Source organism: Nostoc sp. JL23 (assembly GCF_017115065.1).
Classification (GTDB): domain Bacteria; phylum Cyanobacteriota; class Cyanobacteriia; order Cyanobacteriales; family Nostocaceae; genus Nostoc; species Nostoc punctiforme_A.
This window is the reverse complement of sequence record NZ_JABXKN010000048.1, coordinates 53,985-67,209: the sequence shown is the minus strand read 5'-3', so window position 1 is coordinate 67,209 and position 13,225 is coordinate 53,985. Positions and strand designations below refer to the sequence as shown.

Genomic DNA, 13,225 nt, shown 5'->3' with positions numbered 1-13,225 from the left:
CTGGCAATTGTAATTAGCGATCGCCTATTTTCGTGATATGGATTTTCTAGAATACTGTACCAAAAAGCTTTGACAATTGCTCAACTCAGTTTAGAGGTAAATTATATCAACGGGATGCCTGATTGTGGAGCGCTGTTGCAATTGCTGTAACTATATTTGTCTTTTGTCTTGTCTTAAAGAATACACTTTAAACTAATAAATTTTTTAGTACAGCCTGTCTACTCGCGCGTAGGATGCTTAGAACTTATAATTTACTATGTAGCAATACACTAATCAGTAATGAAAATCCAATAGTAATAATAGAAAATATTAGGTGCCATAAAGCTATTCTGAAAAATATGAACTTTATTGATGTAATTTCTGAATTAATAATTATTTGATTTGCTATATCTAAGTCTTCTTTTCTATATGGTATTTGTACTTGATTATCAAAATATAATCTATTCATTGAGTCTAACAAAGTCTCAGGTTGATATTTTTTAAGATCGTTGAAAAAATAGAAGTTATCCGTATCTTTCAGCAAAATTTTAGATTTTCTGGATGGTTTTGATCTTAACCAAATAAAATGCTCGATATCAATTTTAGGAAGAAAGGATAAAGAACAAATTAACAAGCTAATAAATAATATAAAAACGACAATCGTAAATCCTATATAAACTGTAAATGATATATTTGTACTAGTTTTAATATATGTAAAAATAATGGTAATTATAACACCCGAAAAACTCAGAAGAATAGCATTTTTAGCCTCAGCAAATTTAAGCCAATTATTTACTATTTCAGAAATTGAAGTAAGCTTGGATGTAATCATAAAAATTAAGCCTAATTTACAGTGTCTAGCTTTACTAAATTTGAGCAAAAAGACTTTCCATGTTTTTCACACCAATTACTGCCGAGACTGTAAGCATTATCAAAGTCAAATCGACTATCATTGGATACATCTTCTTTTGTCCAAAGCTCCTCATTAACACCATTTGGACATCCACAAGAATATATAGCCTGCTCATCTTTGAGATTAGAGAAAAATCTATCTGATACCCAAAGCCTATTATTTGTAGATAAACTAGCTAGTTTTGCTGCCATATTTATGGGTTTTCCAGCCCAGACCTCATTCTGCCTATCTGTCCTATTTTGATAACTCTTCAACCCAAATCTACGAACTAAGACAGTTTTCTGATCAATTCCAAAATGACCGCCAACATTCTGTTCAGTTAGTTTTTGAACTTTAGGCGTAAAATGTTCATAAACAAATGTTTTAAATGATATAGTTGCAGCAAGTGCTGTATAAGATTGGCTCTTGTTAAATAGGCTAAAAACTCCGTCTCCTTTAATATCAATATATGCAGCTCCAAATTTATGAAAAATTCGGATAGCAGTTTCTGTAAAAAATCGATACGCTTTTGCTGTTGTTTTGTCATGTAATCCGGCACTAAGTTTTGTAGATCCTTCCATATCTACAAAGCAACAGATGACATCTGGAACCTTTAACCAAGTTGTAGGATTCTGAATCGGTATTTGAGGCGTGTCTGGAATCTGATTTTGGTTAGTAATAGATACTGATTGATTAAAATATCCTAATTCTGTTTCAATTATTTGCTCAATAGCAAGCGGCAACTTACCTTCTGTCCTAGAATCTTCTCTAAGAAAGAGAGCATTTTTTGCATCATCAAATACACCGTCAAATAAACTCATAAAATACTCAAACAGTTGCAATTGACTGTCTCACAAGGTTGTCTACCTATGAAACTTTAGTCAAAGTTATGTATAAATTAGCATTACTATGGAAGATTTGCTTTAGTATAATAATACATATGTAGTGTGGATTACCGAACTTAAAAAGATAGTTACGCAAAATGTAGCGTTTCATTTGATCTTGCACTTCCTATTTCTCTACCAGGTTGACTTACAGCAGTAGTTAACGAGAATTGATGTTGTCTGCTCTAAGTGATTCTCATGAAAGCGGTTTGCGATCGCACTACAAAGTGATGTCAAGCACCTTAACTACATTGCTGCATCAGACTCCGCTTTGTATAGGTTTGGGTAGGTATTTGCGATCGCTTAATCTTATATTGAAGGGTAAAAAACCCAGCTTCTCTATGAAAACCGGGTTTTTAAGTAATTGTTAATTTATTTCTGAGCAGTACAACAGGGCAATAAAGGCTTATTTACAACTTCTTTAATCTCTACTGAATTTAACAAATCTTCCCAATATTTCTGAACTTCGGGATCGTTAGGACGCTGGCGGCGTAAATTAGCTAAAGTTCTCAGAGCATCTTCCCAAAATCCGGCTGTGGCGAATAAAACGGCACGATCTAAGTCTGTGTTTGGTTGGTTTAGCTGAAGAGATAGGTTTTCATCTTGCGATCGCACAATTGTACCTTCTACATAAAAGTCTTTATCGCGATTATTAGGATCGCAAATCATCGAAAAAGTCCAATTGTACTCTTTACCGATTTGTAGAGATGGCTGATCGACAGGTACGTTTACACTAACAATACCATTCTGCCCAACAGGTTTGAAAATTCCCTTATACAAGGGGTCAATGCTATCACCATCCCGCAAAACAAATTCTAGTGCTTGCACTGTTGTCGAGGTTTGAGGAACGTAGAAAAAGAATGTGGGATGCTCTGATGTGGTGCGTTGAGCTTCTTTATCTGTTGGTGTCAAGGGAATAAGATATTGTCCAGTTTGAAAGCAACTTCCTCGTGTTCCTGCTGACCTTACCCTACCAGGTCTACCTGGGACAAAGGCGATACGATTTCTACCGCGTTGAATGTAACTTGTAACATTTCTAATTGCAGAAGTCGCATATCTATCTCCAGGACGTAGCCGCTCTGCTTGCTGAAAATTCAATAAAGCTTTTCTATAGTTTCTCCGTTTGGTTTCGTTATAACCAAGCTGCATATATTGGGTGTAAGCAGATTTTCCTTGTGCCAGTTGGTAAACTGACTCTTTTGCCAAAACCTGAGTCATGGTTACAGGCTCGAAGGGCAGAAATGCTAAAGCAGCAAGCAGATAACTTGCCCAATATCTATATTTCATGATGTTTATGTTTACTTGTAGTACATTGTTTGGGTATATATAATACAATAGCCTAAGCTTTACAGTGAAAAGACTTGATGTGTGCTACTTTCTGGGAAAGCTGAGGTAGTATTGTAATTTTTTTACAACAAAATTCCCAACTTTTTTAAAAAGTCGGGAATCTTAACCTTTGGATTTTTAGTAGTCTAAAGTTGATGGACTATTAGCTTTTGCCTATTCCTTAATAGACATCTGGTGAAATAAAAGATGCTTTATCCAGAATCCTTGTAGATACGTAGCACTGCTACGTATCTACATTATTTTTCACTCATCTTTCTAATGAGGTACAGCCAACTTTGCATCGGCTACCTGAGCATTATCAGCAACAATTTTGCGGAATAAATCGCCTTCAATTGTTTCCTGTTCTACTAGCAAATCTACTAAACGTTCCAAAACTACACGGTTTTCTTGCAACAGTTCTTTGGACTTAATGTAGGAATTGTTAACAATTTCGCGCACCTGAGAATCAATTTTGGCGGCAATTTCCTCAGAATAGTCTGATTTATTCATCCAGTCGCGTCCTAAAAATACCTCTCCACTCTGATTTTCCAAGGACAATGGGCCTAATTCTGACATCCCGAAGCGTGTCACCATCTGCCGCGCCATCCCTGTCACATGTTGCAAGTCATTGCTTGCACCTGTGGTCACTTCTGGCTTACCAAAAACGATTTCCTCGGCGGCGCGGCCACCCAAAGTAGCAGTAATCCTAGCTTTGAGTTGGGAACGGGAAATTAACCCCTGTTCTTCGTTGGGAGTAAACCAAGTTAATCCCAGTGCTTGTCCCCGTGGAATTAATGTAACTTTCTGCACAGGATCGTGGTCTTTGAGCAATGTGCCCACTAAAGCGTGTCCAACTTCATGATAAGCAATCAAGCGCTTGCTCTTACTGTCTACTAAGGCGGTACCTTCCATACCTGCAACAACTCGGTCTACAGCAGCATCAATTTCTAAAAGGGTGACGGCTTCTTTACGTCTTCTAGCGGTGAGAATAGCGGCTTCGTTGAGTAAGTTAGCTAAATCTGCGCCGGTAAAACCAGGAGTGCGGCGAGCGATCGCTTCTAATGATACGCTAGGATCGATTTTCTTATTCCGCGCATGGACTTGCAAAATTTCCAGTCGCCCTTTGAGATCGGGTGGATCGACCATCACTTGTCTGTCAAAGCGTCCCGGTCTGAGTAACGCTGTATCTAAAACATCTGGGCGGTTAGTGGCAGCAATAATAATAATGCCTGTGTTACCTTCAAACCCATCCATTTCGGTGAGCAGTTGGTTGAGGGTTTGTTCGCGCTCGTCGTTACCGCCACCAATCCCAGCACCCCGTTGTCTACCTACTGCATCAATTTCATCGATAAATATTAGACAAGGGGCATTCTCTTTGGCTTTCTTGAAGAGGTCGCGCACGCGAGATGCACCCACACCAACGAACATTTCCACAAATTCTGAACCGGAAATACTGAAGAATGGTACACCAGCTTCACCAGCGATCGCTTTTGCTAGTAAAGTTTTACCAGTACCAGGAGGGCCAATTAACAGCACTCCTTTGGGAATCCGTGCGCCTACAGCAGTAAATCTTTCTGGCTGTTTTAGGAAAGTCACAACTTCTTCAAGTTCTTCTTTAGCTTCTTCAACCCCGGCGACATCTTCAAATTTCACTCCAGTTTTTGCCTCCATTTGGAAGCGAGCTTTGGATTTGCCGAAACTCATCGCTTGGCTAGAAGCATTAGTAGAGCGTCGGAGGAACAATAGCATTAAAGCTACTAGTGGCAAAATCCACATCAAGTTGATCAACAGTCCAACAGCAGCTCGACTGTTCGCAGAGGAAACTTCGCCAAAATCAACATTCTTATCTTTGAGAATGTTGATTAACTCTGTGTTTTGCGCCAAAAGTCTCACCTGTTGCGGTGGTGTATTATCTTTTTGTCCCTTGAGATAAACCTTTGCTAGCTGTTCGGTTTCGTCAAGCTCTACTTTCTCGACTTCTCCCGCCTTCACTTTCTTGATCAAGTCACCATAATTTAGCGAGGCGGTTTCTGCCTTTTGTGCCATGACAGGAGTACTTCCGAAAATTCCTGGCAACATAATCAAACTAGCAGCAATTGCACCAAACCAAGCAACGCGCTTTGAGGACTGCCTTTTTATCAATGCTTTTTTTCCCGAATTTGTCATAATAATTACCCTTTGTCTGCTGGCACAAGTTAAGCGCTGGTTTTATGCCTATTCTTCTATCAAAAATTGTAATAACTGGAAATTACACTTTTCTTATCTAGTCTAACTTCCTCACAAAAGCATTCCCAAGTTTCTTCAGGCTATTACATAAAGTTGAGCGATCGTTATCTAGTATGCAGCTGTTAAAACTGGGCATTGGGTACAAGAGGCAGAGGGGCAAAGTTGCAGAGTGGAAAAATCTTACTGCAACTTCTCCTCTGCTCCCCATTCCCCAGTAGATATTAATTTGACACATTACGGCACAAATCGCTAAGATAAACATAGTCATAACGATTCCGCTTTTTAAGAAATCTGGTGATAGTAGCTAGTTAATAGTTTGTGGGTTAATTATGGTGAAAATTATTGGCATTGGTGGTAGTTTAAGACCCAACTCTTATACCCAGCTTGCTTTAGAAGTCGCAGCGCAAAGGGTTGAAGCTGTAGGTGCAGAGGTAGAAATTCTCGATTTACGACAGTTACAGCTACCATTTTGCACTGGCGCAAAGGAGTATCCAGAGTATCCAGATGTTCAGCGGTTGCAAGAAACAGTTAGTCAGGCCGATGGGTTAATTTTAGCGACACCTGAGTATCATGGTGGCGTTAGTGGTGTCCTAAAAAATGCTCTGGACTTAATGAGTTTTGATCAACTATCTGATAAAGTAGCAGGATTTATTAGTGTTTTGGGTGGTCAGTCTAATAGCAACGCTCTAAATGAACTACGGTTAATTACCAGATGGGTTCATTGTTGGTCTATCCCTGAACAAATTGCGATCGGACAAGCTTGGGGTGCATTCAGTCCTGAAGGCAAACTAGTAGATGAAAAGCTCTCTCAAAGATTTGATCAATTTGCTCAGAGTTTAGTTGATAACACTCGCAAACTACGGGGCGTAAATTAATTGTAGGGTGGGTCTAGTTTTGCCCACCCTAGTAAACTCAAAACTTAATGATGATGGTGGTGATGATGGTGATCCCCAGCTAGTTGGGGATTAATTGCCAAAGGTTGCTCCGACAACAACTCTGCTATATGAGCATCAGCCCATTGCGCCACCATTGCCAAGAATTCTGGATGATCGTTGACGCAAGCCATTTGCACGTAGTTCGTGCCAGGATGCTGTTTCTCTAAAGCATGGATGATATGGTGTACATCCAATAAAGTTTCGTGGTTTTCTGTGGCAAAGCCAATTGGCATAAAGATCACTACTTTCGCACCCAATTGAATCAGGTTATTAGCAGCTTGCTCTGCATTTGGCTGCGTCCAATCAATTAAGGGCGTGTCATGATTGAGCCAACCCACGGAGATTAAGGGATAGCGGTTAATCAACTTATCCCGAACCAAGTCGTACATTGCTTCACTTTCGGCAATCCCAGAAGTAAAGCCTTTAGCTTTATGGGGACAGCCGTGGTTCATTAGCACAATGCCAATTTGAGAAGGGAGATAAGCTCCTGCTAACTCAGCAATTTTCTCTTCAACCAGATGAGCCATTAAATCGATGTAAGCTGGTTCGTTGAAGAAAGAAGGAATGTAGCGCTGTGCTTTCACCCAGTGTTCTTCACCGTCAGTCAACTCAACCAGAGCATTGTTAACTTGCTCGATCGCAATTCCACTAGTAAAGATAGAATCAACAACCAGCAGTGGGTAAATTAGCAGCTTCTCAAAGCCTTGGGTTTTGATTTCTGCCAAGACTTGATTGGGTAGAAAAGGGGCGCAGAAGTTAAAAGCCTTGAAAACTTGAACTTTATCGCCCCATTTCTCTTGTAAATTCTTCTCAATCCCAGCCCGTTGCTGTTCAAAAATGGCGTTGTGTGGGGAGATAAAATCGTGGTGTGTGTGTCCCCACTCGTGGCGGTCAAATAGCGCCAAAAGCTTTGCCAGAGGCGGATAAATCCAGGTTGGTACTGGTGCGAATTTTGCTGTCAGTAGATTTAAAGCCTGTTCGTTATAGTTGGCGAAATCTTCGTAGCTTTCGACTTCGCCGTAGCCCATAAGCAGTACGGCTACACGGTCTTTACCTGATAGATGCTCGTGGGTGTGTTGTACTTTTTCCGGCGTGGCAACCACAATTAGTTCCTCAATATAACCAGAGTGCAGAGAAATATTATAAAGTCAGGGAATAGTTTGCACATTTTCCCTACTTGTAACTTATTATCCCATCCAGGGGGATAGGATGGTGGGGAAATCAAGATAATACATCAAAAGACATACAAAACTTACGTGGGGCATTGGGCATCCCTTCCCTGCGGGACGCTCAGGGCAGGTAGGCATGGAAAATTGAACCAATACGGCATCTGCTATGTTGCGTGGAATAGCGAAAGTGCTTAAGATGCCAAAAAGCCGCGTTTTCAGTGAAATTAATTTGGTAGAGCTTTTTGCTAAATGCGTCTATCAAGATTTAAGTCTTCAACAATTCCCAACATCAAGTTGAGAGTTTCAAAATATTCTCTTAAAGGCGCAAACTTCAACATACTTGTAAATAAATTAGACTCAAATATATTATTTTATACTGCTTCTTCAATGGCTATGTATATCATGTCATCTACAAAGAAAATATGGTTCTTCAGTACCTGTTATGCTAAAGCATTAAAATCACATCCTGCTGAAGAATGAAGATAAGTTAAATGAAGAGCAAGTTAAAAAACTGCTACAAGTTAAAAGCTTATGTCCAACTTTGAAAGTAATGCATGAGTTAAAAGAAAAATTCAGAAAAATTTTCAATGCCACCAAAGATTGGTATACGGGAGTCTTTAAACTCGGTATGTGGCTAGCGAGGGCAAAGAGCTATTTTCCGACTAGTAACAATACTTAGAGGTATGCAGATCCCCGACTTCTTAAATAAGTCGGGGATCTAACTTTTGATGATACTAAAAGCTGCTGGTACGATATATATCCGAGTATAAGCACAAAGAATTATCTTCCAATGCCCAATCAGAATAGACAGATGAATATAATTATTTGCCCTGGAATTCATGAGCCAGAGTTAACAGAAAGCTTTAGAGTCGGATTGTTAGATTTAGTTTCTAATGGCGCGATCGCACACAACCCTACAAATATACTGATTTATCCGGGTAAAGATGTTTTAGTTTTATCAGCCTTGCACATTTTGCAGTTTTTGCGCGTTAGCGTAGCTCACCGCAGGTATCGCTTAACCGACTCTCTAGAATCACCAATTATATTCATCAGCTTTAGTGCTGGCGTAGTTGGGGCAATAGGGGCAGCACATTTGTGGCAACTCTTGGGTGGTCGTGTCAAAGCGTTGATTGCTATAGATGGATGGGGAGTCCCTTTACAGGGTAATTTCCCTATTCATCGGATGAGTCATGATTATTTCACCCATTGGAGTTCATGTTTGCTAGGCAGTGGGCAAAATAACTTTTATGCAGAGCCAGCAGTCGATCATTTGTCCATCTGGCGATCGCCCCAAATTGTACAAGGCTGCTGGGTAGATTCATCCATTGAGATTATTCCACCCAAAGGTCGTCTGACAGCAACTGAATTTTTGCTTATGCTGTTAAAGCACTATGAAGCAAATTAATCCGGACAATGGAGTAAGTAAACAGGAGTTAGGAGTGAGGAGTGATGAAGGGAACAGGTTACAGGTGACAGTCAAGAAAAACTATACCCCATAGCCCATGTCCTATGCCCCATGCCCTATGCCCCATGACCTATGCCCCATCTACCCAAAATAAGTATCTAATGTTTCCAACTGAACCGGCTGCTGTTAATAACGGCTTTGGCGCACTACTAAAAAACCGTGGTTTTATGCTCCTGTGGATTGGGCAACTCCTGTCCCAGTTAGCAGATAAGGTCTTCTTCGTTTTGCTGATTGCTCTGCTGGAGAACTACCCACCGCTTCCTGGTTTGGCACAAAACTCGATGTACTCAACCTTGATGCTGTCGTTTACAATCCCAGCAATTTTGTTCGGCTCTGCCGGTGGTATCTTTGTTGACCGTTTGCCAAAAAAGCTGATTATGGTCGGCTCAGATGTCGTGCGGGGAATATTAACGCTGTGTCTTCCCTTGTTACCACGACACTTCTTGATTCTGTTAATCCTGACTTTTGCCATTTCCACGGTGACGCAGTTTTTTGCACCAGCTGAACAAGCAGCGATTCCCTTGTTGGTGAAACGAGAGAATTTGTTGGCAGCCAATGCGCTGTTTACCAGCACGATGATGGGAGCTTTAATTGTTGGTTTTGCCATTGGAGAGCCGATTTTGAGTTTGGCGAAAAGCTGGATGGGAGAAGAATACGGTCAAGAGATTGTGGTTGGTGGATTATACATATTATCGGCTGCAATTATGCAGCCAATTAAGTTTAAAGAAGACAAACCTCACCGGGAACACCAGGCATCAAATCACCCTTGGGCTGAATTCACCGAGAGCCTCCGCTATCTCAAGAAAAATCCTTTGATTTTAAACGCTATGCTGCAACTGACAACCTTATATTGTGTGTTTGCAGCCTTAACAGTGCTGACGATTCGATTAGCTGAGGAATTTGGTCTAAAAGAAAAACAGTTTGGCTTTTTCTTAGCAGCAGCAGGGGTAGGTATGGTCTTTGGTGCGGCAATTTTAGGCCATTGGGGTGATAAATTGCATCACAAGCCTCTACCTTTAATTGGATTTTTGATGATGGCACTAGTTTTAGGGGTGTTCACTTTTACGCACAACTTGTTGCTGGCGCTAGGACTCTGTGCATTTTTGGGTATAGGTGCTGCCTTAATTGGTGTCCCTATGCAAACTTTAATTCAACAGCAAACACCACCTACCATGCACGGTAAAGTATTTGGCTTTCAAAATCATGCCGTCAACATCGCTCTGGCATTACCTCTGGCGATTACTGGACCATTAACTGATGTTCTGGGCTTGCGATTTATACTAGTAGGAATGAGTATTGTTGTCGTGGTTGTTGGTGTTTGGGCTTGGAAAAATACCCGCAATGTCTTGCAAGACGTAATTTAACTAATGTAAGCTAATAATCTAGCTTTATATTTAATATAAAAATTAATAAGATTTTGATTGAAGTTTTCAATTAAAATGAAATCTTAACTACAGAATTCAGCATTAACTTTAGCTATAGTCTGAGGTTTGACCGTGCGATCGCTTTCCCCAATTAGTCTCCCACAAACTGAGAATCAAAAACAGTCTCGTGCTTCTAGCCCGCCAATCGTGCCCAAACGTGCATCTGGCGGTTTTGCTCTGCTTGACAGCCTTCATCGCCACGGCGTTGATTATATTTTTGGTTATCCTGGTGGGGCAATTCTACCAATTTACGACGACCTGTATAAGGTGCAAGAAGCAACTGGTGGTATGAAGCACATTCTCGTGAGACACGAGCAAGGTGCAGCCCACGCTGCTGATGGTTACGCCCGTGCCACAGGGAAAGTAGGAGTATGCTTTGGCACTTCTGGCCCAGGAGCAACTAACTTAGTGACAGGCATCGCCACAGCGTACATGGATTCGATCCCGATGGTTGTGGTTACGGGACAAGTAGCACGTCCATCGATTGGTACAGATGCGTTTCAGGAAACTGATATTTACGGAATTACCCTACCAATCGTCAAGCACTCTTATGTGGTGCGTGACCCCAAAGATATGGCGCGAATTGTCGCCGAAGCCTTCCACATCGCTAGCACTGGGCGTCCGGGGCCAGTTTTGATTGATGTCCCCAAAGATGTAGCTTTAGAAGAATTTGACTATGTACCTGTGAAACCAGGCTCAGTGAAGTTACGCGGTTATCGTCCTACAGTCAAGGGAAATCCTCGGCAGATTAATGCGGCAATTCAGTTGATTACTGAAAGTCGCCGTCCGCTATTGTATGTCGGTGGTGGCGCGATCGCAGCTGGTGCCCATGAAGAAATCAAACAACTAGCTGAATTATTCGATATCCCTGTCACCACAACCTTAATGGGGATCGGTGCCTTTGACGAACATCATCCCCTAGCTTTGGGAATGTTGGGGATGCACGGCACCGCTTACGCTAACTTCGCCGTTAGTGATTGTGACTTACTGATTTGCGTCGGCGCTAGATTTGACGATCGCGTTACAGGCAAGTTAGACGAATTCGCTTCCCGCGCCAAAGTAATTCACATCGACATCGATCCGGCAGAAGTTGGCAAAAACCGCATTCCCGAAGTGCCCATCGTCGGCGATGTGCGGAACGTGTTAGTAGACTTATTGCGTCGCTGTAAAGAAACAGGGATTAAGGCTACACCGAATCAAAACCAAGAGTGGTTAAATTTAGTCAACCGTTGGCGCGAAGAATATCCTCTGATAGTACCGCACCATCCCGACAGCATTTCACCCCAAGAAGTAATTGTAGAAGTAAATAGCCAAGCACCCAATGCTTTCTACACCACAGATGTCGGACAACATCAAATGTGGGCAGCACAATTCCTGAAGAATGGCCCAAGGCGCTGGATTTCTAGCGCTGGTTTGGGAACGATGGGTTTTGGCTTACCTGCGGCAATGGGCGCGAAAGTAGCGTTTCCTGATGAAGAAGTGATCTGTATCAGCGGTGATGCTAGTTTCCAAATGTGTTTACAGGAACTAGGAACAATTTCACAGTATGGAATAAATGTCAAGACAATAATTATCAACAACGGCTGGCAAGGGATGGTGCGCCAGTGGCAGCAAGCCTTCTATGGCGAACGTTACTCATGTTCCGACATGGAAGTGGGGATGCCAGACGTAGAGTTATTGGGAAAAGCTTATGGCATTAAGGGCATGGTAATCAGCGATCGCAGTAAATTAAAAGATGCGATCGCTGAAATGCTAGCACACAAAGGGCCAGTAATCTTAAATGTCCACGTCACCAGAGACGAAAACTGCTATCCAATGGTAGCCCCTGGCAAGAGCAACGCTCAAATGGTCGGCTTGCAGAAGCAAGCGCCGAAAGCGGCAGCCGAGCCAGTGTATTGTAGCAACTGCAATGCAAAAAATGCTCCTACCCATAACTTCTGTGCTGAGTGTGGGACGAAGTTATAACGCTTTTTGATAATTCAAGACCAGAAAGATAGGGGAGCAAGGAGAAGGGGAGAAAGATGCAAGAATTCTCCCTAATTCCTGCCCCCTTTTCTCTTGCGTAGGTGCCGCTTAATCTTCCAGATTAGGTTGAGATAAAAAGATATTTCCTAAGTAATTTACTAAATCGCTTTGACTAAAAAAATCTCATTTTAATTAATTATTGTCTGTCTTATCTAATAGAAATGGGTCGTGGTTTAAGGGGATGTTTTAAAAATCATGATTGATGTATCAAATATTTTTTACCCATCCCTAATCCTCCCCGTATGTATTGGGGAGGGAACCAGATTTTTTCTTGTTTCCCCCCTTTACAAGGGGGGAGTAAGGGGGGTAACAACGCAATAAAAATCACAGTCAAACACTTTTCAAAGATCCTCTAACGAGACGCTGCGTGTAGCTTGCTTCTCCGTAGGAGTATGCGGTTCGTTTTTTTTCTTATACTTCACTCCTAATATGGTTTAGCGCATCTTCATACAGAATCGGTATTAGTGCATATTGCTGAAATATACAGGCATTTATTAACGAAAACTACTTTATCAAACTTAGGTTTTATTAAAAATTCATATACTTTTTGCTTTAATTAGTTAAATATGCGAGTTAGAGTTGATTTTATATAAATCAGCTTTGTCAAAAAGTTCAGTAACATTCCTCTTTTATTAACAAGCCAAATATCAATAGAATATTAATGGTTGTGCTGGCTTAGTTGATTAAAAAAACGTCAATTATTCCATGTGCATCTATTTTTAACTCTCTTTCAGCCAGATTCAGTAGTCTTAAAATAACCGCTCTCTTTCTTTTTATAAAAGAGAGTTTAGCTTCCCATTGATTGAGGGAGGTTAGATTGTTGTTAGCAAATTAATGTACTAAGCATTAATAGTCTATTCATTTAGAAATCGCTGTGTTCAAGTTATATCGGACAACAGC

At 41.1% G+C, this 13,225-nt stretch carries 11 protein-coding genes; 5 read left to right on the top strand and 6 right to left on the bottom strand.

Annotated features, from left to right (window positions below):
- Nucleotides 1–244: 244 nt before the first annotated feature.
- From HWQ42_RS09890 to ftsH, 4 genes are all read right to left on the bottom strand, one after another.
- Nucleotides 245–811: a hypothetical protein gene (locus tag HWQ42_RS09890; protein ID WP_292811413.1), complete on the bottom strand. Its 567-nt coding sequence runs from the start codon at nucleotides 809–811 to the stop codon at nucleotides 245–247.
- A gap of 11 nt (nucleotides 812–822) precedes the next feature.
- Nucleotides 823–1,692 (bottom strand): hypothetical protein, encoded by an 870-nt coding sequence (locus tag HWQ42_RS09885; protein WP_292811411.1) that lies wholly within the window; start codon nucleotides 1,690–1,692, stop codon nucleotides 823–825.
- 435 nt (nucleotides 1,693–2,127) lie between these two features.
- Nucleotides 2,128–3,042 carry a DUF928 domain-containing protein gene (locus tag HWQ42_RS09880; protein ID WP_292811409.1) on the bottom strand — a complete coding sequence of 305 codons (915 nt, stop codon included), beginning with the start codon at nucleotides 3,040–3,042 and terminating at the stop codon, nucleotides 2,128–2,130.
- A 315-nt stretch (nucleotides 3,043–3,357) separates the two neighbouring features.
- Nucleotides 3,358–5,247, bottom strand: a complete 1,890-nt coding sequence (gene ftsH, locus HWQ42_RS09875) for an ATP-dependent zinc metalloprotease FtsH (protein ID WP_292811407.1) — start codon at nucleotides 5,245–5,247, stop codon at nucleotides 3,358–3,360.
- A gap of 389 nt (nucleotides 5,248–5,636) precedes the next feature.
- Here ftsH and HWQ42_RS09870 point away from each other — a divergent pair, with 389 nt between their 5' ends.
- Nucleotides 5,637–6,182: an NADPH-dependent FMN reductase gene (locus HWQ42_RS09870; RefSeq protein WP_094353353.1), complete on the top strand. Its 546-nt coding sequence runs from the start codon at nucleotides 5,637–5,639 to the stop codon at nucleotides 6,180–6,182.
- Nucleotides 6,183–6,226: 44 nt separating this feature from the next.
- Here the strand turns inward: HWQ42_RS09870 and HWQ42_RS09865 are convergent, their stop codons facing one another.
- Both HWQ42_RS09865 and HWQ42_RS09860 read right to left on the bottom strand, forming a co-directional pair.
- Nucleotides 6,227–7,345, bottom strand: coding sequence for a ferrochelatase (locus HWQ42_RS09865; protein ID WP_292811404.1), 1,119 nt, complete (start codon nucleotides 7,343–7,345; stop codon nucleotides 6,227–6,229).
- Between the two features lie 311 nt (nucleotides 7,346–7,656).
- Nucleotides 7,657–7,776, bottom strand: a complete 120-nt coding sequence (locus HWQ42_RS09860) for a DUF3137 domain-containing protein (RefSeq protein WP_292811560.1) — start codon at nucleotides 7,774–7,776, stop codon at nucleotides 7,657–7,659.
- Between the two features lie 98 nt (nucleotides 7,777–7,874).
- Between HWQ42_RS09860 and HWQ42_RS09855 the strand changes: the two genes are divergently transcribed.
- The 4 genes from HWQ42_RS09855 to ilvB all read left to right on the top strand — a co-directional run bounded on the left by HWQ42_RS09855 (nucleotide 7,875) and on the right by ilvB (nucleotide 12,265).
- A complete protein-coding gene (locus HWQ42_RS09855; RefSeq protein ID WP_334813719.1) occupies nucleotides 7,875–8,090 on the top strand; it encodes a transposase in 216 nt (71 codons plus the stop codon).
- A 132-nt stretch (nucleotides 8,091–8,222) separates the two neighbouring features.
- Nucleotides 8,223–8,816, top strand: coding sequence for a hypothetical protein (locus tag HWQ42_RS09850; RefSeq protein ID WP_292811402.1), 594 nt, complete (start codon nucleotides 8,223–8,225; stop codon nucleotides 8,814–8,816).
- Between the two features lie 161 nt (nucleotides 8,817–8,977).
- Entirely contained in the window at nucleotides 8,978–10,240 is a 1,263-nt protein-coding gene (locus HWQ42_RS09845; RefSeq protein ID WP_292811400.1) for an MFS transporter, read from the top strand.
- Between the two features lie 132 nt (nucleotides 10,241–10,372).
- Nucleotides 10,373–12,265, top strand: coding sequence for a biosynthetic-type acetolactate synthase large subunit (gene ilvB, locus HWQ42_RS09840; RefSeq protein WP_292811398.1), 1,893 nt, complete (start codon nucleotides 10,373–10,375; stop codon nucleotides 12,263–12,265).
- Nucleotides 12,266–13,225: the final 960 nt, after the last annotated feature.